The 25,629-nt window shown below is 59.5% G+C and carries 25 protein-coding genes; 9 read left to right on the plus strand and 16 right to left on the minus strand.

Annotated features, from left to right (window positions below; all coding sequences use genetic code 11):
- Position 1 precedes the first annotated feature (1 nt).
- From D8U73_RS21450 to D8U73_RS21485, 8 genes are all read right to left on the minus strand, one after another.
- Positions 2-502 (minus strand): CinA family protein, encoded by a 501-nt coding sequence (locus tag D8U73_RS21450; protein ID WP_130905716.1) that lies wholly within the window; start codon positions 500-502, stop codon positions 2-4.
- A 65-nt stretch (positions 503-567) separates the two neighbouring features.
- Positions 568-816: a hypothetical protein gene (locus D8U73_RS21455; RefSeq protein ID WP_130905717.1), complete on the minus strand. Its 249-nt coding sequence runs from the start codon at positions 814-816 to the stop codon at positions 568-570.
- 124 nt (positions 817-940) lie between these two features.
- A complete protein-coding gene (locus tag D8U73_RS21460) occupies positions 941-1,759 on the minus strand; it encodes a DUF3618 domain-containing protein (RefSeq protein ID WP_130905718.1) in 819 nt (272 codons plus the stop codon).
- Positions 1,756-2,184 (minus strand): phage holin family protein, encoded by a 429-nt coding sequence (locus D8U73_RS21465; protein ID WP_130905719.1) that lies wholly within the window; start codon positions 2,182-2,184, stop codon positions 1,756-1,758. Before D8U73_RS21465 ends, D8U73_RS21460 begins: the two co-directional genes overlap by 4 nt.
- Positions 2,184-2,831 carry a hypothetical protein gene (locus D8U73_RS21470; RefSeq protein ID WP_056856540.1) on the minus strand — a complete coding sequence of 216 codons (648 nt, stop codon included), beginning with the start codon at positions 2,829-2,831 and terminating at the stop codon, positions 2,184-2,186. The genes D8U73_RS21465 and D8U73_RS21470 overlap by 1 nt, the downstream gene beginning before the upstream one ends.
- Positions 2,832-2,985: 154 nt before the next feature.
- Positions 2,986-4,776, minus strand: a complete 1,791-nt coding sequence (locus tag D8U73_RS21475; RefSeq protein WP_130905720.1) for a SulP family inorganic anion transporter — start codon at positions 4,774-4,776, stop codon at positions 2,986-2,988.
- Between the two features lie 48 nt (positions 4,777-4,824).
- Positions 4,825-5,643: a polyphosphate kinase 2 gene (ppk2, locus tag D8U73_RS21480; RefSeq protein ID WP_130905721.1), complete on the minus strand. Its 819-nt coding sequence runs from the start codon at positions 5,641-5,643 to the stop codon at positions 4,825-4,827.
- Between the two features lie 135 nt (positions 5,644-5,778).
- Positions 5,779-6,552, minus strand: coding sequence for an AraC family transcriptional regulator (locus D8U73_RS21485; protein ID WP_130905722.1), 774 nt, complete (start codon positions 6,550-6,552; stop codon positions 5,779-5,781).
- Between the two features lie 301 nt (positions 6,553-6,853).
- Between D8U73_RS21485 and D8U73_RS21490 the strand changes: the two genes are divergently transcribed.
- The 3 genes from D8U73_RS21490 (at position 6,854) to D8U73_RS21500 (ending at position 10,207) form a co-directional block, all read left to right on the plus strand.
- Positions 6,854-7,780 carry a 4-hydroxyproline epimerase gene (locus D8U73_RS21490; protein ID WP_130905723.1) on the plus strand — a complete coding sequence of 309 codons (927 nt, stop codon included), beginning with the start codon at positions 6,854-6,856 and terminating at the stop codon, positions 7,778-7,780.
- Positions 7,781-7,841: 61 nt separating this feature from the next.
- A complete protein-coding gene (locus D8U73_RS21495) occupies positions 7,842-8,789 on the plus strand; it encodes a dihydrodipicolinate synthase family protein (RefSeq protein ID WP_130905724.1) in 948 nt (315 codons plus the stop codon).
- A gap of 44 nt (positions 8,790-8,833) precedes the next feature.
- The gene (locus tag D8U73_RS21500; protein ID WP_241668543.1) at positions 8,834-10,207 is read left to right on the plus strand and encodes an FAD-dependent oxidoreductase; all 1,374 of its coding nucleotides are present in this window, start codon (positions 8,834-8,836) and stop codon (positions 10,205-10,207) included.
- Between the two features lie 27 nt (positions 10,208-10,234).
- On the opposite strand, the gene D8U73_RS21505 is transcribed toward D8U73_RS21500, so the two are convergent.
- Positions 10,235-10,858, minus strand: a complete 624-nt coding sequence (locus D8U73_RS21505; protein WP_130905725.1) for an NIPSNAP family protein — start codon at positions 10,856-10,858, stop codon at positions 10,235-10,237.
- Between the two features lie 278 nt (positions 10,859-11,136).
- On the opposite strand from D8U73_RS21505, the gene D8U73_RS21510 reads away from it, so the two are divergent.
- The 3 genes from D8U73_RS21510 to D8U73_RS21520 all read left to right on the plus strand — a co-directional run bounded on the left by D8U73_RS21510 (position 11,137) and on the right by D8U73_RS21520 (position 14,223).
- On the plus strand, positions 11,137-11,568 hold the full coding sequence (locus D8U73_RS21510) for a hypothetical protein (RefSeq protein WP_056856899.1): 432 nt from the start codon (positions 11,137-11,139) through the stop codon (positions 11,566-11,568).
- Positions 11,569-11,653: 85 nt separating this feature from the next.
- The gene (locus D8U73_RS21515) at positions 11,654-11,932 is read left to right on the plus strand and encodes a hypothetical protein (protein ID WP_056856547.1); all 279 of its coding nucleotides are present in this window, start codon (positions 11,654-11,656) and stop codon (positions 11,930-11,932) included.
- Between the two features lie 170 nt (positions 11,933-12,102).
- Positions 12,103-14,223, plus strand: a complete 2,121-nt coding sequence (locus D8U73_RS21520; protein WP_130905726.1) for a TonB-dependent receptor — start codon at positions 12,103-12,105, stop codon at positions 14,221-14,223.
- 119 nt (positions 14,224-14,342) lie between these two features.
- Here D8U73_RS21520 and D8U73_RS21525 read toward each other — a convergent pair whose 3' ends face one another.
- A complete protein-coding gene (locus D8U73_RS21525) occupies positions 14,343-14,567 on the minus strand; it encodes a hypothetical protein (protein ID WP_056856549.1) in 225 nt (74 codons plus the stop codon).
- 618 nt (positions 14,568-15,185) lie between these two features.
- On the opposite strand from D8U73_RS21525, the gene D8U73_RS21535 reads away from it, so the two are divergent.
- A complete protein-coding gene (locus tag D8U73_RS21535) occupies positions 15,186-16,103 on the plus strand; it encodes a bifunctional helix-turn-helix transcriptional regulator/GNAT family N-acetyltransferase (protein WP_130905727.1) in 918 nt (305 codons plus the stop codon).
- A gap of 20 nt (positions 16,104-16,123) precedes the next feature.
- Here D8U73_RS21535 and D8U73_RS21540 read toward each other — a convergent pair whose 3' ends face one another.
- A complete protein-coding gene (locus tag D8U73_RS21540) occupies positions 16,124-16,888 on the minus strand; it encodes a tetratricopeptide repeat protein (RefSeq protein ID WP_130905728.1) in 765 nt (254 codons plus the stop codon).
- Positions 16,889-17,778: 890 nt separating this feature from the next.
- On the minus strand, positions 17,779-18,735 hold the full coding sequence (locus D8U73_RS21550) for an AraC family transcriptional regulator (RefSeq protein ID WP_130905730.1): 957 nt from the start codon (positions 18,733-18,735) through the stop codon (positions 17,779-17,781).
- A gap of 200 nt (positions 18,736-18,935) precedes the next feature.
- Between D8U73_RS21550 and D8U73_RS21555 the strand changes: the two genes are divergently transcribed.
- A complete protein-coding gene (locus D8U73_RS21555; protein ID WP_130905731.1) occupies positions 18,936-19,889 on the plus strand; it encodes a diiron oxygenase in 954 nt (317 codons plus the stop codon).
- A gap of 82 nt (positions 19,890-19,971) precedes the next feature.
- The gene (locus D8U73_RS21560; RefSeq protein ID WP_056856901.1) at positions 19,972-20,406 is read left to right on the plus strand and encodes an MAPEG family protein; all 435 of its coding nucleotides are present in this window, start codon (positions 19,972-19,974) and stop codon (positions 20,404-20,406) included.
- A 123-nt stretch (positions 20,407-20,529) separates the two neighbouring features.
- Here the strand turns inward: D8U73_RS21560 and D8U73_RS21565 are convergent, their stop codons facing one another.
- The 4 genes from D8U73_RS21565 to D8U73_RS21580 form a co-directional block, all read right to left on the minus strand.
- A complete protein-coding gene (locus D8U73_RS21565) occupies positions 20,530-21,672 on the minus strand; it encodes an acyl-CoA dehydrogenase (protein WP_056856555.1) in 1,143 nt (380 codons plus the stop codon).
- 13 nt (positions 21,673-21,685) lie between these two features.
- Entirely contained in the window at positions 21,686-22,879 is a 1,194-nt protein-coding gene (locus D8U73_RS21570) for an acyl-CoA dehydrogenase family protein (protein ID WP_130905732.1), read from the minus strand.
- 171 nt (positions 22,880-23,050) lie between these two features.
- Positions 23,051-24,133 carry a Zn-dependent alcohol dehydrogenase gene (locus tag D8U73_RS21575; protein WP_130905733.1) on the minus strand — a complete coding sequence of 361 codons (1,083 nt, stop codon included), beginning with the start codon at positions 24,131-24,133 and terminating at the stop codon, positions 23,051-23,053.
- Positions 24,134-24,162: 29 nt separating this feature from the next.
- Positions 24,163-25,515 (minus strand): coniferyl aldehyde dehydrogenase, encoded by a 1,353-nt coding sequence (locus tag D8U73_RS21580; RefSeq protein ID WP_130905734.1) that lies wholly within the window; start codon positions 25,513-25,515, stop codon positions 24,163-24,165.
- Positions 25,516-25,629: the final 114 nt, after the last annotated feature.

Raw genomic sequence — 25,629 nt, forward strand, 5'->3', positions numbered from 1 at the left:
TTCAACCTTGTTCGCCACTCATCAGGCGACGATGAAAGTGCGGCAGCCATTGCAAAGCGTATTCAGTTGCCTGGGTTTGCACCTCACAACGAGAACCGATAAACCGATGCTCGTGGCTGAAAAGGCAATGTTCACCAGCGGACTGAAACGCCCAGGCAAAGCAAATGGTACCGGCGGGTATGCCGTCGACATCTTCAGGCCCGAGAATGCCAGTGGTGGCCACAGCGACATTGGCGGTACTGTCTCGCAGAGCACCCAGCGCCATTTCCCTGGCAACTTCCACGCTGGTCAGATTGAACGTTTCGATGGTGCGCGGGCTGACATGCAACACGCGCTGCTTGGCTTGTGGCGAATACACCACATAACCGCACTCGATGAATTCGCCGCTACCTTCAACTTCTGACAGCAACGTCACGATCTTGCCAGCAGTACAGGATTCGGCCGTTGTCAGCACCAGAGCGTTATCGCGCAAGTATTCAACGGTATCGTCAGCGATGGGCATGAGCAGCACTCACGAAATGATTGATCGGTTGATATGTGAAGGCGCCGAAGACTCCAGGAAAACCCTCAGTGGTAGTCTTCGCCGGCGACTGCACGCAGATACGCCTGGTCGGCCTCTCTGCGCAAGTCCCGCCATTCGGCCCAGTTGACTATACCCAGACGATCCATCTCATCGGACCGACGCAGCAGTTCTTCATGGTAGGCATCAGGACAATCCATGCGTAGCCGCTTGTTTTCCAGCGCGCGATGCCAGGCATCGAGTGCGCGCAATTTCAATTCCTGAGCCGGCGACAGCAAATCTTTGAAGGCATTCATTTCACTAGCCCATGGCAGATGTTTCCTGGTGGAGCCCGGACACTCGCGATTGGTTCACACCATCTGACGATGTCGGTTGCAAGGAAAATGGGAGGCCGTTACCGACCTCCCGCTGTTGAGACAATCAGGACGTCCCCAGTCCACTGGAAAGATCCGCCGGTGTGCCGGACGTGCGGGATGCCTGCATATCCGGCCTGGCTTCCACGTCCGTTTGCTCAGTGGTTTTAGTGACGGTGTCACGCACCGCTTCATAGCCTTCCTGCGCTTGCTTCTTCACTTTGTCGACCAGGCCTGCACTGGTACGTCCCAGGTAGCGCTGCTCGGTCGCGGTGGTCGGCAAGGCAGCACCGATCATTGCGCCCAGGGCGATGCCTGCCGCCGCCACCATCAGCGGTTGCTCCTTGAGCAGCTGACTGAACTGCTGACCTATCACCTGAGTGTTACGCGTCACGCGGTCACTTACGTCGTGCACGGCGTGGCTTAAGTGGTCAGTGGCGGCGCCGACGTTGTCAGACATGTGGACAGCCTTGTCTTTCAACGAACGATAACCTTCCTTCAAGGTATCGGTGGTCTGGTGCACATGCTCACGGGCGCTGTCGAAGCCTTCCGCTATATCATCGGCCCAATCACCCAGCTGATCCGGCCCGGTGCGATAGCTTGGGCGCGGTACTGGCGGACGGTTCTGGCTCATCATCAACCAGAGCAAGCCTACCGATGTGAGCACCGCGGGAACCGGATTGTTGCGCACACTGGTGCCGAGGTTGCTGAGGAATGTCGAGCCATTGTCCTGCATCATGCCCCACGCCTGGTCGATCATCTGTCCGGGAGTGAACTTACTTTCCAGGCGGTCGACGATGTTGCCGATGCTCGCGCGCTGCGCGTCAATCTCGCGTTCTATCTGTTCGGGGCTCTTTTCCGATTCCAGCTCCAATTCGCTTTTCATGAAACTTTCCTCCGCAGCGCTTCCTGATCTTTATTCAGAGCGTCCAGTGTCCGGTCAGGCTTGAAGTGGGACGGCTCGAATTGTTTTTTCCCCGACTGCAACATGGCGAAGCCGATGATCATCACCACCACGCCAACAATCAGCGCGGCCAACCACGGTGCCATGAACAGGCTCAGGCCGTAGACGACTGCCATCAGCAGAATGATGAATCCCGCCAACAGCACGATCGCGCCCCCCGCTACGCCGGCGATGCCGGCCTTGAGCGTTGTCAGGCTGGCCTGCAGTTCGGCTTTGGCCAGTGCGAGTTCTTTGGTGAACAACGCGGGCACTTCGCGGGACAACTGCCTGAGCAAGCCGACAACCGATGCGTCATCAGCCTGGGTAACCGGTCTCACGCCCGGCAAATCTGATTCATCTCTGTTCATCACAGTTCTCCTTTGACGTTTGGCGAAGCGGTTGGCGATGCCGCAGCAAAGTCCGATGGATGGTCGTGCACATCCGCCGAAGCCGGCGTGATGCCCGTGGCAAGTCCCGGTGCCGGGTCGGTATGGGGGGGAGATGTTTCATAGGGGCGCTGGGCGCCAAAACCACCGGTTGGAGGCGTTGACGTGCCTGTTGCAGGATCGTGCCCGGCGTGCACGGTCATGGCCGCAGAACTGCCTGCCTTGAGAAACCGTGACAGGCCAAAACCCAACGCAATGCTGCCGGCAATGAACAGCGCGGGATTACTGCGAGCCAACTCAGCGCCGTCATGCAGAAGCTGCTCGGCACTTTTGCCGCGCAGGTTTCCCGCCAGTCCGCTCATGGACTCCGCCATGTCGGTGAGATAATCGGACATGCCGAGCGTGTCTTTATCCTCCAGCTCGGAGACGAAGCTTTTCGCTCCCTGAGCCAAGGCGTCGATCTGGTCAGCCGCCGTGTCACGGTATTGCCCGAACTGTGCATCGGCTTGTTGCCTTACATCGCCGAGCGCCTCGGTGACGTCCTCCTTTAAATGTTGAAACCCTTGCTGCGGATTACCGTTCCCTGGATTGCCCGTATCGGTGCCAGTCCTGCTGTCTGAAGTGTTCATGTCGTCCCTCGCCTTCTGAATCGAAAACGTGTCATGGGGACTACGCAGCTGTATTGCCCTGAGCCCCTCATAGCAGAGGACGGAAGAGCTCAGTTGGGAGTTCAACGCGGATGATGAGCGTGATGCAGAATTTATCGGACGAGGGCAATACCACTCACTGCCCGTCGATCTCCAAGCCCGTCAAATCCAGCGAATGACTTTGCAGATAGCGGCCGACCGCATCGTCTATTGTTGGAAAAAACGCCGCCTCCCCCAGCAAGGTGTAGAGGCCGAACCGCTTGAGCTTGTCCTTGACCGGGTCTTTCATCTCGGCCACGCACAATTTGATGCCCGCGGTGCGCAGGGTTTCGTCCAGTTCGGCGAGCATGTCGGCCGAGGTGACATCCACGCTGGTGATGGGTTCCGCGGCGATGACCAACCAGCGCACCGGCGTTGGCGAGGCCGCCAGGGCGTCGATGACCCGGTCGTGGAACAATTCGGCGTTGGCGAAAAACAAGGATGCATCCCAGCGAAACAGCACCAGGCCAGGAATAAGGGTCGCGTCGGGATAGCGCTGGGTATCGTGAAAACCCTTGACCCCTTGGGTGCGTCCGAGCACGGCGGAGTAAGGCCGCCAGCCGTCCCAGAGGAATTCTATGACCGCGATCACGATAGCCAGGCCTATGCCTTCGATCGCGCCAAAAACTGCCACTCCAATGGTGCAGACGATCGACAGCCAGAACTCCCAGCGCTGCATGCGATAGATGCGCAACAGGTCAGTGACTTCGATCAGGCCGATGGCCGATGCGATGACCACCGCTGCCAGTGCGCTGTTGGGCAAGTCACGCAGCAGGTCGGGGGCAAACACCAGCAACAACGCAACGGCCAGAGCCCCGACAACACCGGTCACTTGGGTTTTCGCCCCGGCGGCTTCGGCCACGGGTGTGCGCGACGAACTGCTGCTGATCGCAAACCCCTGGAAGAAACCGGCGGCCAGATTGGCGACACCCAGGCCGACCATTTCCTGGTTCGGATCCACGTAGGTGCGGGTCCGCGCCGCGTAAACGCGGGACAGTACGCTGGTGTCGGCGAATGAAACCAGGGCCACGGCGCAGCCGCCGATCAGCACCGGGACAATATCAGCGCGGGTGATCCAGGGAATGGCGAAACCCGGCAGGCCTTGCGGGAGAGAGCCGAGGACCGAGACCCCGGCGTTTGCCGCAAGGTCCAGAACCGCGACGACGACGGTCGCGGCCACCACGGCAATCAAGATGCCGGGCACGCGTTTGTATCCCTTGAGCAGCAGGATGACGACCAGCGTCGCAGCACCGACCGCAAAAGTGACCCAATTGGTTTTACCATCGATGATCGCGGTCACGATCGCCCAAAGACTTCTCAGCGGTCCCTCGGCCTCGATTTTGAAGCCGAAGAGTTTGGGCAGTTGGCTGATCAAGACCGTCAGGGCGATCCCGTTCATGTAACCGTAGCGAATCGGTTTGGACAGAAGCTCGGTCACGAACCCCAGACGGGCGATACCCGCCAGTACACACACAGCCCCCGAGACGATAGCCATGGCCGCCGCCAGCGCGATGGCCCGTTGCGGGTCGCCCCCCGACAACGGCAAGACAACCGCGAGAATGACAGCCGCCAGCGATGAATCGGGACCCAGCACCAGAATCCGGCTGGGGCCGAACAGCGCATACGCCAGCAGCGGAACGATGGTCGCATACAGGCCATAAATGCCCGGCACCCCCGATGCCACCGCGTAGGCGATACCTACAGGCACCAACATGGTGGTCAACACCAGGCCGGCGACGAGGTCGTGGCGCAACCAGGCCATATGGTAGCCGCGCAATGTGCGCAGCCCGGGAAACCAGCGGCTCCAGCCAGACTGATCGCTGCCTGCGTCCCGACGTGCAACCCGACCCGGTTCCGGGTCGGGCGACGAAGCATCCGAATGGCTCATAGGACATTGGCCCTTCTGTGTGAGTCGCAGGTTCGCTGCCGTTAACGGTCAATACTTTTCCGGGATGCGTTTGAGCGGATAGTCAGGTTCGCGATAGCCACCGGGCTTCTGCCGTTTAGGCAATACGACCTTGTCGCGGGGCACGTCTTTGTAAGGGATGCGACTGAGCAAATCGCTGATAATGTTGAGCCGCGCCCGACGCTTGTCATTGGAATCGGCCACCAGCCACGGCGCATGATCGGTGTCGGTCGCTTCGAACATGGCGTCACGGGCTCGCGAGTAGTCATACCAGCGGCTGTATGACTTGAGATCCATCGGTGTCAGTTTCCAGATTTTTCGCCCGTCCTTGATCCGCGCTTCGAGCCGACGCGTCTGTTCCTGCGGACTGACTTCCAGCCAATACTTGAGCAGGATGACCCCGGAGTCGACGATCGCACGCTCTACATGAGGGACAGACTTCAGAAACGTCTCCACTTGTTCTTCGGTACAGAAGTTCATTACGCGCTCGACGCCCGCACGGTTGTACCAACTGCGATCGAAGATCACCACCTCGCCTGCCGCCGGCAGATGTGGCAAGTAGCGCTGGATATACATCTGGCTTTTTTCCCGCTCGGTTGGCGCAGGCAGCGCCATCACCCGAAAGACCCGCGGGCTGACCCGCTCGGTGATTGCCTTGATCGTCCCGCCCTTGCCCGCACCGTCACGCCCTTCGAACACAATGCAGATCTTGACGCCTTTCTCTTTGACCCATTCCTGCAACTTGACCAACTCGACGTGCAAGTGGCGCAACTGCTCCAGATAGTCTTTGTTCGTCAACTTTGCGGGTTCAGCAGAAACTTTAAAGGCTTTTTTCTTATCTTTTGCCATGACCAAACCTCAAAAATGCCAATGACGGATGTATTGGCAGCGGTTGCTGAAGAGTCGACGCTTCATCTGACGGCGTGAGTCTAGTCCAAGGTCAAACGCCCGGCATGGCGAGGCAGGTGAAAATCGTTCCCCCTATCAATTTCCCGTGGTTTGCCGAATTTGACGAGGGGTAAACCCGGTCAACGCCTTGAACTGGCGGGTGAAAGCACTGTGGTCGGTATAGCCGCACTGCAAGGCGACCTCGGTGATCGGCATATCGGTGTGAAGTAGACGATGCGCGTGTTCCAGGCGGACTTTCTGGATCATCTGTCGCGGCGTCAGGTGGAACACGCGCTTGCAGTAGCGCTCCAGTTGCGCCACCGAAATGCCGGCGATTCGCGTCAGCTCGCCAAGGCTGACTCGACGGTGGAAATGCAGGCGGATGTGTTCGTCCACTGCCGCCAGGCGCTGATACGCCGGATGGGTGTCGCTGGCCGATTGCAGGTCGACTGAAATGCCCACCAGGCCCATGATTTCGCCACTGCGGTTGTACAGCGGGCGTTTATGCGTAAGGCACCAACCGGGCTCGCGGCTGCCATACAGATGCAGCTCCAGTTGGTCTTCCAGGACAAACCCCTGCTCCAGTACCCGGCGATCCTGTTCGGTATAGCCAGGCCCCAATTGCGCGGGAAAGACCTCGGCGCTGGTTCTGCCCAGCAACGGTTGCAGGTGCTTGAGGCCGCAACGCTGCACCAGCGTCTGGTTGGCCATGACGTAGCGGGCCTGAACATCCTTGATGAAGATCGCGGCGTTGGGAATGACGTCCAGCATCGGTAGCACAAGCGCTACGCCTGCCAACAATTGCTCCATGGTTTCGGGACGTTGCTCCTCGTTCCCCTGGCACAGGATCGCAAAGGCGTTCTGCGTCATGAGTCTCACTCTCCCACGGTCCGGATCGACGAAAGCCAAACAGATTGCCCCAAGGCCGGGGCAGTGTCGAGACGGGATCCGGACCAGGGATCAGCCACCGGCATTGTGCTGATTTCGTCATCGCGACCTGCACAAACCATCAATCGCAGCCGTTCCGGCACGTTCAATCTATCGCCATTGCTGCCCTCGGCGCCCCACGACAACAGCGTTATCAGTGACATCACAGCCGCTCTCCCGATTGGCGCATCGATCCAGACTTCTCTCTGAACCGGCACCTGGTGCCTCTCAAATTGGACGGTTTATGAAACAGGTTCACATCATCGATTCCCACACCGGCGGCGAACCGACTCGTCTGGTGATGAAAGGCTTTCCGCAGCTCCATGGCCGCACCATGGTCGAGAAACGCGATGCCCTGCGCGACCAGCATGACCAATGGCGCAGGGCCTGCCTGCTGGAGCCTCGAGGCAACGATGTACTGGTCGGCGCGCTGTACTGCGAACCGGTATCGGCGGATGCCACCTGCGGGGTGATTTTCTTCAACAACGCCGGCTATCTCGGCATGTGCGGTCACGGCACCATCGGCTTGGTCAACTCGTTGCAGCATCTGGGTCTGATCGGCCCTGGCGAGCACAAGATCGACACGCCGGTCGGCCCGGTCAGCGCCACGCTGCATGCAGACGGCAACGTCACGTTGCGCAATGTCCCCGCTTACCGCTATCGCCAGCAGGTGCCGGTCGAGGTACCGGGCCATGGACGTGTCTTTGGCGATATCGCTTGGGGCGGCAACTGGTTTTTCCTGGTGTCCGACCACGGCAAGACATTGCAAATGGACAACGTCGACGCCCTGACCGAATACACCTGGGCGATGCTCCAGGCACTTCAAGCGCAAGGCATCCATGGCGAAGACGGCGCGCTCATCGACCATGTCGAATTGTTTGCCGACGACGATCAGGCCGACAGCCGCAACTTCGTGATGTGCCCCGGCAAAGCCTACGACCGCTCGCCGTGCGGCACCGGCACCAGCGCCAAACTCGCTTGCCTGGCGGCTGACGGCAAACTGGCCGCCGGTGAGCGCTGGGTCCAGGCCAGCATCACCGCCAGCCAGTTTGTCGGCAGCTTCGAATGGGAAGGTGAACGCATCCGCCCTTTCATCACCGGCCGCGCCTACATGACCGCCGACGCCACGCTGCTGATCAACGAACAGGATCCCTTTGCGTGGGGCATTTAAGCCCCTCGGCGGCGCCTACACCCTCAACCGACCTGAATAAACGCTGCAAGGAGTTACCACAATGAGCGACAACATCTTCACCGGCTGCATTCCTGCACTGATGACCCCGTGCACCGCCGATCGCAAACCGGACTTTGACGCGCTGGTGGCCAAGGGTCGCGAACTGATCGACATCGGCATGAGCGCCGTCGTGTACTGCGGCTCCATGGGGGACTGGCCGTTGCTGACCGAAGCCGAGCGTCAGGAAGGCGTGGCACGTCTGGTTGCCGCCGGCATACCAACCATTGTCGGTACCGGTGCGGTCAACAGCCGTGAAGCGGTGTCCCACGCGGCACACGCTGCCAAAGTCGGCGCCCATGGCCTGATGGTCATTCCTCGCGTGCTGTCCCGTGGTGCTTCGGCAACCGCGCAAAAAGCTCACTTTGCCGCCATTCTCAAGGCTGCCCCGGGGTTGCCGGCAGTGATCTACAACAGCCCTTACTACGGCTTCGCCACCCGTGCGGACCTGTTCTTCGAACTGCGTCGCGAGTACCCGAACCTGATCGGCTTCAAGGAGTTCGGCGGTGCCGCCGACCTGCGCTACGCCGCTGAGCACATCACCTCCAGGGACGACGATGTCACCTTGATGGTCGGGGTCGACACCCAAGTGGTGCATGGCTTCGTCAACTGCAACGCCACCGGCGCCATCACCGGCATCGGCAATGCACTGCCGCGCGAAGTGCTGCAACTGGTGGCCCTGAGCAAACAAGCTGCCAAAGGTGACGCCAAGGCTCGCCGGCAGGCTCGGGAACTGGAAGCGGCAATGACAGTGCTGTCGTCCTTCGACGAGGGTTGTGACCTGGTGCTGTATTACAAACACCTGATGGTGCTCAACGGTGACAAGGAATACGCCCTGCATTTCAACGAAACCGATGTGCTCAGCGATGCCCAGCGCCGTTACGCCGAAAACCAGTACGCCTTGTTCCGCCAGTGGTACGAGCACTGGTCGGCCGAGCAGAACGTCGCCTGACGCTCCGCTTTTGTTTCCGTCCTCTGCTATTTTCAGGAAATGCCATGACGCTCACAGGCAACATGCTGAACGGCCAGCAAGCCACGACGGGTCGCCACGAAGCGATTCGGGCGATCAATCCAGCTACCGACCTGGCGCAGGATGCTATCCACTCCACTGCAAACGATCGGCACGACATAACCGTCATCGGTGCCGGGATCATCGGCGTCGCATGCGCGCTGCAATTGGCGCGTCAAGGATTGCGGGTGGTGGTCCTCGATCAGCAGGAGCCCGGCCACGGCGCCTCGTTCGGCAATGCCGGGCATCTGGCGACCGAACAGGTGTTTCCCATCGCCGAACTGTCCATTGTCAAACGCTTGCCCGCCATGCTCTTGGACCCGATGGGGCAGCTGCGCCTGGACTGGAAGTACATGCCGCGAGCGCTGCCGTGGTTTGCCCGGCTGTTGATGAACCTGCGCCCGGCGCCTTTCCAGCGCACGGTGGCCGGCATCCGCGCGCTTAACGAGAGCAGCCTTGGCGCGTGGCAACGACTGTTGCAGGCGATCGTGCGGCCTGACTTGCTCAAAGAAGATGGTTCGTTACTGGTATTTGAGCGCCAGGATTCGCAACCGGCGATCGAAGCGCTACAGGCACGCCTGCGCCAGCAGCAGGTGCCGGTCGAGCGCTGGCAGGCCACTGCCGTACGCGATGCCGCGCCGCAACTGAGCGAGCACATTCAGGGGGGATTGTTCTTTGAGCGCACCGGGCATTTCCTCGACCCTTATCGCGTCGTCTGTGAGCTGGTACACGCCGCCAAGACCTGCGGTGTGCATTTCCTCAAGCGACGGGTGCAAGGCGGACATCTGGACGCAGGCGGAGTATCGCTGGTCACCGATCAAGCCCTGGTCAGCAGTCGGCGAATCCTGATCGCCTGCGGTGCCCATTCAGCGAAACTCACCCACGCGCTGACCGGCAAAAAGGTGCCGTTGGACACCGAGCGTGGCTATCACTTGATGCTGCCCCATGAGCACGAACGGTTGCCGTTCGCCGTCACCTCGCTGGAGCGCAAGTTCATCATGACGCCCATGACTGACGGACTGCGGCTGGCAGGCACCGTCGAGTTCGCCGGTCTCGAGAGCCCGCCGAGCATGCAGCGCGCATGGCAGTTGCACCGTCTCAGCAAGGGCCTGTTCCGTCGTGACCTGAACGCAGACGCCGCCACGCCCTGGATGGGATTTCGCCCTTCCCTGCCGGACTCTCTGCCGATCATCGACAGTGCGTGCGACGGCAAGGTATTGCTCGCCTTCGGCCACCAGCACCTGGGTTTGACGCAGGCGGCGGTCACGGCTGAAATGATCGCTCAATTGGTTTCGCCAACGAGTGCTTTGCACAGCCTTGGATTACCAACGGTGGAGGCATACAGGCTGGAGCGTTTTTGAGCATCAATCGTCGATCGGACAGCCGCCTCATTGCAAAGGCGAAAACTTCGCCGGCAGGTAAATCGTCGAGCACATGTCGCGCAGTTGAGGGCCGGAGTTTTCCGGTGGCCAGACGCCGTCGGCTACGGCTTGAGTGCGCACTTGCAGGCGTTGTTCCAGTGTCGTCCAGGGCCAGATGTGCAGGTAACGCGGCAGCGAGCCGTCGGTGGCGTAAAACGCCGCGTAAACCGGTGAATACTGTTCGGCGGTTCGAGCTTCGATGGCTTTGCGCCAACCGTCCAGCGTGGGTTGCAGGCCGCTGCTGATCAGGTCATACACGCGCAGTTCGTAGAAAGGGCCGTGTCGGCCTGCGACCAGGGGCTCAAGAAAGGGAAACAGCGTGTAGTTTTCAATGCGCAAATCGGTGATGAACGGGCTGATTCCAAAGACGTCGCCAGCCAGCAGGAACCGCTCGCGCTCCGCCTGCCTTTGGCTTTCGTCCGCAAACCCGCGCAACACGGCGATCTGGTTCAGCTTGCCCAGTTCCGAAGCCCAACACCCCATCAGCGTTCCACCGACTTCAGGCTTTGCCAACCCGAGTTCGATGCGCGCCAGGGCGTCCGCCACCGTGCGTACGCGCACCGTAAAAGTGATCAATTCAAAAAAAACCATAACCCACTCCGACAATTTGCCCCAGCCTATGACAGCGCCTGCAACAAGGATATTGACGCGCCTCCCATTCGATGACGGCTTTTGCCGCAGTGGCCTAGGTAATAGCCTTATCACCAGGATGGTTAACAGTGAGCCACACTCCTCTCGTCTCACGACCAAGTGATAATGAATCCCATGAAGGGTCTGCTACGCTTTTTTATCCGGAAATGGAGTCGCACAATGAACCCGAAAAACTGTTGCGCACGGCGCATGCGGGGTGAGCTTTGAAAGGCAAAATGCTGGGTGTCGCCCTGACGCTCATCGTTGTGGGCGCTGCGTCCTATGGGCTTAACCGATGGGAGCGGGTCGAGAACCAGCGCCAGGCAGCGGTGTGCAAGGCAAACCAGGAGCATCTGAAAAACCTCGAAACCCAAGTCCGGGCCATGACTGCCGGTTTATCCGTGGAAGCCTATGCCGAGGCTGAAAAAGCCGAGGCCGGCAAACTGGTTCGCGCCCTGGATACCGCCCGCAATGAAGCGGAGGTCAACGCGGTGATCGACGAGCATTCCGCCGCCATCGAGAAGCAGATCGTTGCCGAGGATGCCGAGGTTAAATCCCGCGGCGAGCAACCGTTCTTGGGCCAGGAGCTGAAAAAACAGCGCATTACCACGGACATCAAGCAAGAACTCATACGCGCCGAGAAAGCCGTCGCCGATGCCTGTGACGAGTAGGCCATTACCGCTGGTCAGCTAACCAGCACCTTCCCACTCCCCGCCCTTCCAAAACTGTACATCCCTTCAATGGAAGACTCGAATCATGAAGCGTAAAGCCGCTGTGTTTCTGCTTGCGAGCTTGATGTCGACTAGTTCGCTATTCGCCTTCGCTGCCTACGAGACTGCTACCGACCCCGCTGTTCCGCCTGCCGCCCTACCGGGCCTGAACCAGGGTAAAGCGGCTCAATCCAACGAGGACAAGGCCGACAAAAAAGGCGAAGAGGCGTCAGGCTCCAACTCCGGAGCGGATACGAGTGCCGCAGAAAAAGACGCCGCGACATCCAGCGGCTCGCCAGATGAAGTCAAAGAACCGAAGCAGTAACAGGATTTGAAGATGCGCTCGGAATGGGTATTCCGAGCGTGGCTTTTGCTTCCCCGCCTTGCCGACGCCTCGGCTCCTGCCGCAAAAAAAGCAAATTCCCATGTGCTCCCTTCGTACATATCTACGTCGCAGTGTTCACTGCCCGTATCCATATGTCTGGAGTTCGTTCGATGCCCTCGCCCAAAACCTTCCCCGCTGCGCTGTTGGGGCTGGCCCTCGTTTGTCCGGCCATGGCCCAGGGCCTGGAGCTGGGGCAAGTGTTGATCGGGGCTGAGGATCAAAGTGGCCAAGACCTGGAGATCGAACAGGCCAAGGCCCGTCTGGCAGAAGTCCCCGGTGGCAGCAATGTGGTCGACATGCGCCGCCCCCTGCAAGGCCGCGTGGCCAGTAACCAGGATGTGCTGGCCTACCAGCCGGGGATTTACGCCCAGTCTGCGGGCAACGAAGGGGTGAAGATTTCGATCCGCGGATCGGGGATCAACCGGGCTCCGGGTGCCCACGCTTCAGGCTTGTACGCCATGCTCGACGGTCTGCCGCTGACGGGCCCTGGCGGCACGCCCTATGAGTTGCTGGAGCCGCTGTGGCTCGATCATGTGGAAGTGCTGCGCGGCGCCAATGGGTTCGACAGGGGTGCACTGGCGCTGGGTGGCGCCATCGATTACGTCAGCCACACCGGTTACGACGCACCGAAGTTGCAAGTGCGCTACGCGACCGGCAGTCATGGCTATCAGCAACGCCAGGTCAGCTCCGGGCAGGTCTTGGGTGACTTCGATTACTACGTGTCGTTGACCGGCGCCAATGCCGATGGTTATCAGGATCACACCGCCAGCGACAGTCAGGGCGTGATTGCCAACTTCGGTTATCGCTTCAACCCGAACCTGGAAACCCGCTTTTACCTGCGCTATCGCCAGACCGACAACGACCTTGCCGGACGAGTGACCAAGCACTCCATCGAACACAACCCACGGGCCGCCAACCCCGCCTATGTGACGCGCGACGACCGCCGTGAGCAGCCCGGCAGCACCTTTATCGGCAACAAGACCACCTACTACATCGACGACGATTCGAGCATTCAGACCGGCCTTGTCTACCACGACTACCCCATGGACTTGCGTGAAGGACCCAATCGCCTGAAGGTTGCGTACACCGACGTCAGCGGCACGTTCGACTATAAGCGTCGCGATACGCTTTGGGGCCTGCAAAGCCAAAGCACGCTGGGCTTGCGCGTGACCAAGCACCTGCCCAATGCCGGCGCCAGCGAACAGGTGCGCATTCCCACCGGCAACACCGCTGGCTATGCGCCGGGCACGCACATTCGCGATTTCACCTATCAGGGTTCGGACACCGTGTTGCATCTGGGCAATGATCTGGAGATCGCCGACGACCTGTGGCTGACCACCGGCCTTGCTGCCATCTATACCCGCAGGGAAAGCGCTGTGACCTACCCGCAAGCCGGCGGCAAGACCAGCCTGAGCGATTGGGACTACGCTCCGCGCGTGGGTCTGCGCTATCAACTGACGCCCGATCTGCAGCTTTTCGGCAACCTCAGCCGCTCGGTTGAAGCGCCGCACCCCTGGTCGCTGATCTACAGTTCCAACGTGCGCTTCCCGGCAGGCACCGGCCCGGCCACGGGTGCCCAGCGCGATCCGATCGAGCTGCAAAACCAGACCGCTACCACCCTGGAAATCGGCGGCCGCGGTGACAGCTCGCTGGGGCAATGGAGCCTGTCCTGGTATTACGCCCAGGTGCACAACGAATTGCTCTCGGTGTTGCCGGACGCCAATGCCACCACGCCCTATGAACTCAACGCCAGCCCTACCGTGCACCAGGGTGTGGAAGCCGGCCTGACGAGCAGCCTGTGGTCGCCGGACAGCGGTGGCCAACTGACCCTGCGCCAAAGCTATACCTTCAGTGATTTCCACTACCGCGACGACGAGCGTTTCGGCGACAACCGCCTGCCGGGCCTGCCGATGCATTACTACCAGGGCGAACTGCGCTTCGACTGGCCGCTAGGTTTCTTCGCAGCAGTCAACACTCAATGGGCGTCCAAGGTTGCGGTCGACTACGCCAACAGCTTCTACGCCGATCCCTACGCCATATTCGGTGCAACCCTGGGTTACAACGCGCCCAAGGGCGACTGGCAGACATGGCTGGACATGCGCAACCTGACAGACAAGCACTACGCCGCGACCGTCACCCCCGGCTACGACGACAAAGGGCTCGACGCGGCGCGATCCACCCCTGGTGAAGGCATGGCGATGTATGTCGGGGTGTCGTGGAGCCTGCTTTGAGGCTTTGGCAAAGAGCAATCGGCAGCCGGTGAATGGAGCGTGGAAAACGGCCGCTAAGCTACCTTCTAATCGGGTTTATTGAGCAGATTGCCTTTGACGTTGAATCGATGCTGTTCAACTCAAACCACCCTGATCCGGGTCAATCCAAGCCGTTCAGCCTGCGCCAGGATTTCTTTCGGAGTTGCGTCCGCTGAAGGCATCAGCAGGCTGTTCTCGCCATCTCCGAAATGCAGCTGCAAAAGATGCATTGTCGCCTCCTGTACGGAGAGTTGAGGTTGCTTGAGTTCGAGCTCGACCTCACGAGATTCGCCGTTGAACAGGTATTGCAGTGTGTAGAGGTGCATGGGCGGATTCCAAAATGAAAGAAGTACAACCGATGCCGCTGGCTTCAGGGCAGCAGCAGTGCTTCATGGACTTCGATTGAAGGAACAGCCCCCGCCACTCGCTGACTACTTAGCCAACGTCTGGTTTTGTTCACATCGAATATTTGCCCTTGCTCCATCAGCATCATGATGAGCTCATCCGACACGCGATAGCGACCACACTCTGGACAGTCCCGCTCTTCCCAGGGGCCAAGACATTGAATGCGCTGCGCAGTACCGACACATATAAGACAGTTCATCGCGATCACCATGGTCTGCTCAGACGGTCGCGAGATGATCGCGATCGTACTGAAGACACCGCTCGAGTGTTGAGAAACAGGTGATGGGTCGACAGGTAAACGCCTGGCAGAGTTCGATGACATGTCGCTTACAGTACAAACAGGTCGTATACACCGCTCAACGACTGCGCCTGGAAGCGGCACCCCATGATCGGCTCCCGTTCGTTTAAAGGGCTCGCGCACATTCTCAAAAACGTGTCGTGAAAATCATTGGCATGCATCATTCAAATTCTAATCACACGATTGACATAGTTGCCTTGGTCAACCATATAATTGCCAAAAGCAAATATATGGAGCTTCCATGTCCGCCACCATTTTTGAGCGCGCCGAAACGGTACGCCGCTTTAACAGGTTCTACACCCGCCAGATCGGCGCCCTGCAAGAACACTTGCTCAAGGCCGAATTTTCCCTGACCGAGGCGCGTATCCTTTTCGAATTGGGCGCCAGTGCCGGCCTGAAGAGTTCAGACCTGTGTCAGATGCTCGGCCTGGACGCCGGTTACGTCAGCCGAGTCATCGGCGGATTCGAGAAAAAAGGCTTGATCGGCAAGACGCGTTCGACAAGCGATGCCCGAGCCTCTCAGATCCAGCTTACCGAGCCAGGTCGCACCGTGCTGGCCTCGCTGGAGCACGCCGCTCGTGAGGAAGTCGTGTTGATGCTGCAAGGCTTGCCTGAGCCACAGCAGGATCAATTGACCCAAGCCATGAAACAGATACAGACGCTATTGGGCGACAGAGATCCCTCCTACCTCCTGCGCGATCCTGTAGCGGGTGACATGGGAATTGTCGTTCAGCAACAAGCTCAGCTATATGCTCGCGAATACGGTTGGAACTCGGAGTTCGAAGCGCTGGTGGCAGAAATCGTCGCCAAGTACCTTCGTGAATTCGATCAATCCTGCGAGCGATGCTGGATCGCGGAAAAAGATGGCAAGGTCATCGGTTCGGTGTTTGTCGTCAGGCATGACGAGACGACCGCCAAACTGCGAATGCTCTACGTGGATGCGAGTGCCAGAGGCATGGGAATCGGCAATCGATTGCTGGAAGAAAGTCTCAGATTTGCACGGGATGCGGGTTACACAAAGATGATGCTCTGGACCACCAGCGTGCTTTGCGATGCGCGAAAGCTCTATCAAAAGGCAGGTTTTCAGTTGGCCGAAGAGGAACCGGTACACAGTTTCGGAAAAGACCTGGTCAGTCAGACTTGGGCTCGGGATCTGTAGTGGTCTGAGCAGTCGGGAACTCAACCGCGCACCAAGTAAGCACCTGAAGGAACCCGATCACGCAGCTTCTTGCATTTACCCGGTGGGGGCTGATGCCCCGGCGGGCGATCAGGGAACCAGATTCGGCATTTGCCCGGGGGTGGCATGTGGCCGCGGGGAATTTCAAATTCAGCAGGCGCGGGCTCAGGGACGACATTAGACTGTTGGAACGCCCCTGCGGTCCCGGCTCTGCCAACTGTCGGTGCAGCCGAAACCCGATTGTCCTCTGCGTGACTCAGGTTGCCAGCGTCACGCCCGATTTCCGAAGCGGACTGCTCAACAGCCGCCATGTCCGCTACGCGGCGCCTTTGGGCTTCCTCTTCCAACCCCTTCTGTACCGCAACCACGTCCCCGGTGGCATTTGGTGGGGTACCCGATGATTGGGCCTGCTGCGCCGCCTGAATCAATTGGAAGTTGCGGTTGCGCAACTGGACGTTGTTACCCACCCGCATGTTCGAGCGCGCCGCCAAGGTTTCAGCCTGCTGGTACTGCCCTTGTTGAAGTCGCAAAACACCCAGGTAATGCAGCGTCGCGGGATTGTTTGGCTGGATGTGCAGGGCTCGCTCCAGCGTGGCGGCAGCCTGGTCCAGTTGGCCGTTTTCATACTGCCGCGAGGCTGTTTCGATCAGGGTGGTTGAGGCGCTGTTGCTTTGCGCGCTCGCTCGTCGCTCGGCAGCGACAGAACCGCACGACGCGAAGGCACAGAGCACCAGGATGAGGCCTGACAAATGGTTATTGATTGGCATCAGGGGGACTTACTCGACTGAACTCGGAAGGTACTGCCGTAAACAGCGCTGTTCGGCGCTTCCGATACAGGGCCGCTATTGACCAAGCCAAACACCGGAAGTTCCTGCTGTAACGACCGCGGCAACTGTTCTTGTTTTTTTCTCTAGCGAGTGAAAACCGCTGGCTATTTAAGTAACGGTTCCCTAGAACTTTTCTCTGTATATCGGTCTATGTGGATAGGCAGATGCGCTGATTAAGCACGCGGTCTTCAAGCGTCGCAGTCATAGGCCACACGTCCAATCTTCCCTCAGAGGTTGTCTTCACTCATGAAATTCCATGTCCCACGGTTGGTGCTCTTCGGCCTGTTGGCATTTGCGGCAGTGGGCTCGGCATCCGCCACACAGATGAAGGCCTCAGACCCCGTTTTCACAAAGCAAGCCACAGCCGTTGAGGCGCCTGTCCAGACCGCAGACAACCCTTGGCCGGCCTTGGCCAGTATGGCCGGCAAGCAACCGGCAACGTTGCTTGCCCATGACGACCGATACTGGCATGACGACCGTTGGCACGATCGTAGACACGATTGGCGCAGAGACGACTGGCGCCGGGATAACTGGCGCAGAGAGCAAGCCCGCCGAGAAGCTGAACGCCGTCGTGATTGGGAGCGCCACCAGGACCGCGCCATGCGGCACCGTTACGAGGACGGCCACCGTTACTATCGTCGCTGATGCGAAGCCTATGATTCCACGTCTTCCGTGTGGAGTTTCAACGCGGGCATCCGTACATCCGATCGGCGCCAAAGTTGTTTGCAGGGCTTAGGCGCTGGATCAACCCCAGCCTGACGAAATGCGCACGGCTCTATCAAACATTTTCTGCCTGCCTTGATGTGAGCGTCCTCAGGCGCCAGCCCCTCTCATGCTGATTGCCTGCGCCAGATACCGGGGGATGTGCCGAACTGTCGTTTGAATGCACGACTGAACGCGGCCTCGGATTCGTAGCCCACTGCAAAGCCGATTTGCGCCACATTGCCGCGACCCTCGCGTAGTTGTTGAGCCGCCACGTGCATGCGCCAGAACGTCAGGTATTGCATGGGTGGCTGTCCGACCAACGCCGTGAATCTCTCCGCGAATACCGAGCGCGACATGCCCACTTCAATCGCCAGCGCTTCTGCCGTCCAGCCCTCGGTTGGACGAGCATGGAGCAGCGCCAGCGCGCGCCCGATATGTGGATCTCGCAAGCCCGCCAGCCACCCGCGCCGTTCAGCGGGGAGGTTGGCGACATACTGGCCGACGGCTTCGACGAACAGTAATTCGGAGAGTTTGGCGATGACCGTTGCCGAGCCGACGCGCCCCGCCGCAATTTCACTGACGGCGAAACGAAATGAACTTTCAATCCAGGCACCCGAAGGTGTCGCACGAACGTCCAGCTTCAATAAGGATGGCAACGACGAAAGCAACGGACTGAACGGTGTTTCAGAGCCGAGGAAGCCGCACAACAACTGTGTGGCCTCGCCGCCCCCGCCGCATTTGATTCTTGATATGCCACCGACTTGCGGCGGATGAATGACTTCGCGCGCCGACATCGGGGCAACGCTTAGATCACTGCCAAACGTATGAACGTCATTGCGCGGTAGCAGAATGAGTTCGCCTGCCTGCACGTCGAGGGTGGCACCATCGTCGACCCGCAATTGCATGTGCCCCGCTGCGACAAAATGCGATGCAATGATGTGTCGCGGGGCCGCCAGGAACGGTTTGCAATCGTCCGCAGAGATTCTTCCGCTGAGACACCAGGGCGCAGTGAACTCTGCCTCGAGGAAGATCCCCCCGGAGAGCCGAATCACACGCAGCACATCAGATAGCGCATCCAGCAATTGCCAGCCCTCCTTTCCGGAGTTTGGAGCAAGTAATCAGGCGCACTGGTCATTCGCCGCCTGAGCGGCGAGGCCTAGATTAGCACCAACGAGGACTCAGTGATCGAGACGATCCACAGACGCTACACCGATGGTCATTGACTCCCGCGTTAACCGTAATTGGCCCTATTCCAACTCGACCACACCAGCCGGAGATCAGTATGAACGCTGCCACTACCCTGCCCCGCCCGGATTCAGGCAATGCCGCCCGTTATGCTCAACTTGTCCGCTCATCGAAGAAAGCGGAGTGGCAGATCGATCGCGACTTGCTGCAGGACCGCGGCTTCGACTTCTCGCGAAAATTCTTGCCCGACGGCCTCTCGCATATCGACCGTCTGACCTTTCTCGCCGCAGACGACGCCCGCTTGCTTAGCCAGATTCAGGGCCGGACCTATGCGTATATCTTTGGCCTGGTCGAGCGTTTTATCAGTGCCAAGATGCTCGATCAGGGTCGGGCCCATGTATTTGACGATCAGCTTGCCCTCGAAGCGTTGGTTCGCTTTTCCAACGACGAGATCAAGCATCAGGAGCTGTTCCGGCGCATTGAGACGATGATGGGTACTCAATTGCCGGCAGGCTATCGCCAAGTTGCCGATCCGAACGATGTGGCGCGCGCGGTACTGGCGGCCAGCACTTGGGCGGTGCTGGCGCTGACCTGTCATATCGAGCTGTTTGTCCAGACGCACTATGTGCAAAGCATCGCCCCGCGTGAGGAGTTGTGCCCACTGTTCAAGGACGTCTTCAAATTTCACTGGAAGGATGAGAGCCGGCACGTCGTACTCGATGAACTGGAGTGGCAGGCAGAGCACGCAAAACTCTCGCTGGCCGAGTGCGACCATGCCGTGAACGACCTGATTGGGCTGGTGGCGGCGGTAGACGCCATCCTGCAGGCGCAATCGACAGCCGATGCCGACTACTTCATTGGAAATGCCTCACGATCGTTCAGTGTCGAGCAGACCGCGCAAATCAAAGCCTGCGTGCTGCGAGCCTACCGCTGGCAATACATTATCTCGGGTGTGCAGCATCCACACTTTGCACGGCTGCTTGCACGCATGACAACGCCAACACAGATGTCCAGGATTCAGACCGCACTGGCACCGATCATGAGCCATTGATCAATACGTGGCGACCGACCGCGTGTCGGTCGCGCGACAGTGGAATGACGTGCTGAAACATGATTGATTGAGGATGGCAGCCATGACGATCGCGATGTGGATGCTGCTTGGATTTGCGACCTGGACCCTACTATTGTTGATGGCAACCGTTGGCGTCTATCGCTGGGTCAGAATCCTGTTGTCGAATGTCCCGATCGCTTCTTTCCGGAGCGATCAGCTCGAAGGCGAGGATTGGTATCGGCGCGGGACCAGAGCTCATGCGAACTGTGTGGAAAATCTGCCGGTCTTTGGCGTCATCGTGTTCGTGATTTCAGCCCTTGGGTTGGACGGTCCTGCGGTGAGCTACTTGTCCATAATCGTCCTGATCGCTCGTGTGTGTCAGTCTCTGGTTCACGTATCCCATGTGCAAACCGATACGTTCGTCGCGGTTCGGTTTACCTTCTTTTGCATACAGTTGATCTGTTTTCTCGCACTCATTGTCATTGCCGTTTGTTACGGCGCAGGAATGCTCAAATAGAGAGATGAATTCGTACGGGGTCTGCCTTACAACATCACGCCCGGTGGTGTGCTGATTGCACAGGTCCGTTCGAAGGCGCCGGGGCGGCTATCGCCGCCACCGTCTTTCTCAGTTGAAACTGCCTTACGCTGCCGGCATCAGCTTCGCATAAGCCTGCAAATGGTGATCGTCATCGCCAAACTGACGCGCCACCATCAGCAAATGCTTGGCGTGGTGCGACAGCATGTATTCCCAAGTCAGGCCGATCCCGCCGTGCAACTGGATGCCCTGGTCGGCGACAAAACGGCTGGCGCGGCTGACGATGAATTTGGCCGCCGCCAAGACCCGGCGGCGCTCGTCACTGTCTGCCTGATCGGCCACACAGGCGGCGTACAGGGTCATCGAAGTGGCTTGGTCCAGCTCGATGCGCATATCGACCATGCGGTGCTGCAAGGCCTGGAACTTGCCGATCGGTTGGCCGAATTGCTGGCGCGTCTTCAAATAATCGAGGGTCAACGCACAGGCAGCCTCCATGCTGCCGATAGCTTCGGCACATTGCGCGGCGATGGCGCGGCCCTGCTGGTAGCGCAGCGCTGGCAACGCCTGGCCCGGTTCGCCGAGGAGCGCGGCGCTGGCGACGAACACGTCTTCGAGAAACAGATCGCAGGCCTTGCGCCCATCCACTGTATCGAAGACGCGCCGCTGCACGCCGCAGGCTTGCGGATCAAGCAGGAACAGGCTGATGCCATTTTCATCCCGCGCGCCCTCGCTGGTGCGTGCCGAAACCAGTATCAGCCCGGCGCTCTGCCCGCCGATGATCACTGACTTGCGGCCATTGAGTTTCCAGCCACCGTCTACCGGCTCGGCCAAAGTCTGCACGTCATGCAATTGGTAATGACCCTGCGGCTCATCGACCGCCACCGCCAGTTGCAGGCTGGCATCGGCGACTTGTGGCAACAATCTGGCCTTCTGCGCTTCGCTGCCCAGTTGCGCGATCAGGCCACCGGCAAAGATCACCGAGTGCAGGTAAGGCTCCAGGCACAGTCCGCGCCCCAGCTCGGTCATGATCAGCATGTTATCCACGCCGCTGCCGGCATAGCCGCCGTAGGCTTCGGCAAAGGGCACTGCGCATAATCCCAGATCGCCCAACTGCTGCATGAATGGCACGCTGAAGCCATGCGTGCTCTGGCGATACTGTTCTCGTTGCTCGAAGCCGTAAACATCACGCACCAGGCGCCCGGCGGTTTCCTGCAGCATCAGCTGCTCTTCTGTCAGTTTGAAATCCATGATCGGGGGCGCCTTAGAGTTCTAGGATCATTTTCGCGATGATGTTTTTCTGGATTTCGTTGGCACCGCCATAGATCGAAGCCTTGCGCGCATCCAGATACTGATAGGTGGCCGCGCTGCTGTAATCGGTGTACAGCAACGGTTCGGTGCCGTAACCCAGTTCATCCTCGATGAACGGCATGGCGTAGGGGCCTACGGCTTTACTGATTAACCAGGTAATCGCCTGACGAATTTCGGTGCCCCTGATCTTCAGGAACGAGCTCTCCGCGCCTGGAACTCCCCCGTCGCGGACGGCCGCCAAGGTCCGCAGGCTACTGATTTCGGCGGCAATCAATTGCATCTCGACTTCGGCGATCTGTACGCGAAACAGCGGGTCATCGATCAATGGCCGGCCATCACGCCGCTCTTCACTGGCAATCTGTTTCAGACGATTGAGCAGCGCCTTGTTGTGGGCGATTCCGCCAATGCTGGTGCGTTCATGGGTCAGCAAATATTTGGCGCAGGTCCATCCCTGATTTTCCTCGCCAACCAGATTGGCCACCGGCACCCGCACATTATCGAAGAACACCTCGTTGACTTCATGCTCACCGTCGAGGGTGATGATCGGTCGTACAGTGATGCCCGGCGTCTGCATGTCGATCAACAGAAAGGAGATGCCCCGCTGCTGGCGAGCTTCGGGGTCGGTACGTACCAGGCAGAACATCCAGTCGGCATAATGCGCCAGGGTAGTCCAGGTTTTCTGACCGTTGACCACATAGTGATCGCCGTCGCGCACGGCGCGGGTTTTCAATGACGACAGATCAGAGCCCGCACCCGGCTCGGAATAACCCTGACACCACCAGTCGTCGCAAGTGAGAATGCGCGGCAGGAAGTGGGCTTTCTGTTCGTCCGTGCCGAACTTCATGATGACCGGAGCCACCATTTTCAGGCCGAACGATGAGACCTTCGGCGCGCCGGCGGCGAAACACTCTTCGTCGAAAATATGCTTTTGCACGTCAGTCCAGCCGGTACCACCGAACTCGACCGGCCAGCCAGGGGCCAGCCAGCCCTGGCGGTTGAGTGTGCGCATCCACTGCACTTGGTGCTCTTTGCTCAGGCGCTTGCCCTGGGCGATGCGCGCAGCGAATTCGCTGGGCAAATGGTCGCGCAACCAGGCACGAACCTCCTCGCGAAAGGCGCGTTCGTCCGCTGTGAAATCAATGTCCATCCATCCACTCCAAAAAAACCGAATGCTCAGGCACTTATTCGAATGCAGCAAAAAAACCTGTAGGAGCGAGCCTGCTCGCGATGGTCGCCGACGATGACGCTGGCGGCCTGACACCCCGTGGCGGTCTCTGGTTTTTCGCGAGCAGGCTCGCTCCTACCGGAATTACGGCATTTACTCGAAAATGATCACCGAACGCGCCAACTCGCCACGGCGCAGCTCGTCGAACGCATCGTTGATCTGCTCAAGCCGGATGCGCTGGGAAATCATTTCGTCGAGCTTGAGTTTGCCCACCATGTAGAAGTCCACCAGCCGAGGCATGTCGACCGGGAAACGGTTCGAGCCCATCAGCGAGCCCTGGATGCGGCGTTCATGTAGCAGTTGCAGGGGGTCCAGTTCGATTTTCAGGCCGGGCTTGAGCATGCCGATCACAGTGGCAGTGCCGCCGCGAGCCAACATGGCGAACGCTTGCTCGGCGGTCTGCTTGAGGCCGATGCACTCGAAAGCGTGATGCACACCGCCACGGGTCAGCTCCATCACCTGTTTGGCCGCGTCGCCGTTTTTGCCATTGATCAAGTCGGTGGCACCAAACTGCTTGGCCAACTCCAGTTTCGAATCAAGCATGTCGATGGCAATGATGCGCCCTGCCCCGGCCAGTGCTGCGCCATTGATGGCCGCCAGACCGATCCCGCCACAACCGATCACGGCCACGGTTTCACCCGGACGCACTTTGGCGGTATTGAACACCGCGCCGGTGCCGGTGGTCACCGCGCAACCGAGCAGGGCGGCACGGTCGAGTGGCATGTCGCGGCGAATCGCAACGCAGGCGTTTTCGTGCACCAGCATCTGTTCGGCGAAGCCCGACAGGTTGACGAACTGCGGTATCGGCTTCTGCACATACGTGAGCCGCGACTCTTCATCCGCGCCGCGCTTGGTTTCTGGCGATACGCAACGTGCCAGGTGGCCAGTCACGCAATGTTCGCAATGGCCACAGAACACGGTCAGGCAGGTGACGACATGATCGCCCGGCTTGACCGAACGCACTTCGGAGCCGACCTGTTCGACCACACCGGCCGCTTCGTGGCCCAGCACCAATGGCCCCGGATACGGGAACGAACCGTCAATCACATGCAAATCCGAATGGCAGACACCAACCGCTTTGGTGCGGATCAGCACTTCACGCGGGCCCGGTTTGCTGATGCCCACTTCTTCAATGACCAGCGGAGCTCCAACCTGGTGGAATACGGCAGCTTTCATGGCAGTTCTCTCAAAAATTAATCAGGGGTTCAGGCCGGGTTTGGCGCGGTGCGCAACACGGCTTTGGCATGACTGAAGGTGCGGAAACCGTCGATACCGTGATAGGCACCCATGCCGCTCTGGCCGACGCCGCCGAACGGCAAGCCTTCGGTGCTGGCGTGACTCAATACACCATTGAGGGTCACGCCACCGGAACAGGTACGGGACAGCACTTGCGCTTCTTCGGCGGCATCGTTGCCGAAGTAATAGAGAGCCAGCGGACGTGGCCGCGCGTTGATCCAGGCAATCACTTCGGTGATGGTGTCGTAGGGTTTGATCGGCAATAACGGGCCGAAGATTTCGTCCTGCATCACCCGTAGATCGTCGCCGGGATCGCGCAACAGGGTCGGCACGAGTTTGTTGCGCGTCGCGTTACTGAAGTCTTCAGCGCCGGCATTCAATTCGACTAGCTCGACACCGGCCTCGCGCGCTTCACTGAGGTAGCCCAGCAAGCGCTCGTAATGCCGACTGTTGATGATCGAGGTGTATTCGGGATTGTCCTTGAGCGTCGGCAGAAATCCGGCGACCACCGCTTTGGCAATGCCGATGAAGGTATCCACCGATTCCCGTGGCACGAACACGTAATCTGGCGCGACGCACAACTGACCGGCGTTGAGCAACTTGCCGATGACAGTCTTGGCCACCGCGTCCTTGAAGTCCGCCGTGCGGGAAATAATGGTCGGCGATTTACCGCCCAGCTCCAGGGTCACCGGCACCAGATTTTCCGCCGCGGCACGCAGCACGTGCTTGCCGATGCTGGTGGCGCCGGTGAACAACAGATGGTCGAAAGGCTGGCCGCAAAACGCCTGGCCAACGTCGGCACCGCCCAGCACCACCGCCACTTCGTCTTCGGCGTAGACCGAACGAATCAGGCGCGCGATCAGGGCCGATGTCTTGGGGGTGAATTCCGAGGGTTTGATCATCACCCGATTGCCGGCGGCAAGGGCGCCGGCTAGACCACTGAACACCATGTAGCCAGGGACGTTCCATGCCGTCACGATGCCCACCACGCCGAGCGGCTGGTATTGAACCCAGGCTTCACCGGCTCGGGCCTGCCGTTGCTGCGGGCGCATCCACTCGGCCAGTTCGGCCTGGGTCTGTTTGAGGGTCGCCAGTGGCGAAAGCACTTCACTGCCTTTGGAGAAACCGGGGCTGCGATGGCCGAAATCCGCCGTCAGCGCGTCGATGATTTCCCGTTCGTGATTGACCAGCAGACCGATCGCCCGCTCAAGCAACTCACAGCGTTGCTCGACACTCCAGGGTTCGCAGGCCAGGAAGGCCGCCCTCTGTTTTTCCAGCACCGTGCGGATGTCCGTGCTCGTCCAACTCTCGATGGCGCTCATCACTACCTCTCTTGTTGTTGTCTGGACGCCACCGCGATTGCGCAGCATTGCGTCGGGTTCACTGCATGGTTGACCATCGGTCGCGCCACGCCGCCACCCGGATCAGGTGGGTGG

Source organism: Pseudomonas sp. Sample_22 (genome assembly GCF_004307635.1).
GTDB lineage: Bacteria > Pseudomonadota > Gammaproteobacteria > Pseudomonadales > Pseudomonadaceae > Aquipseudomonas.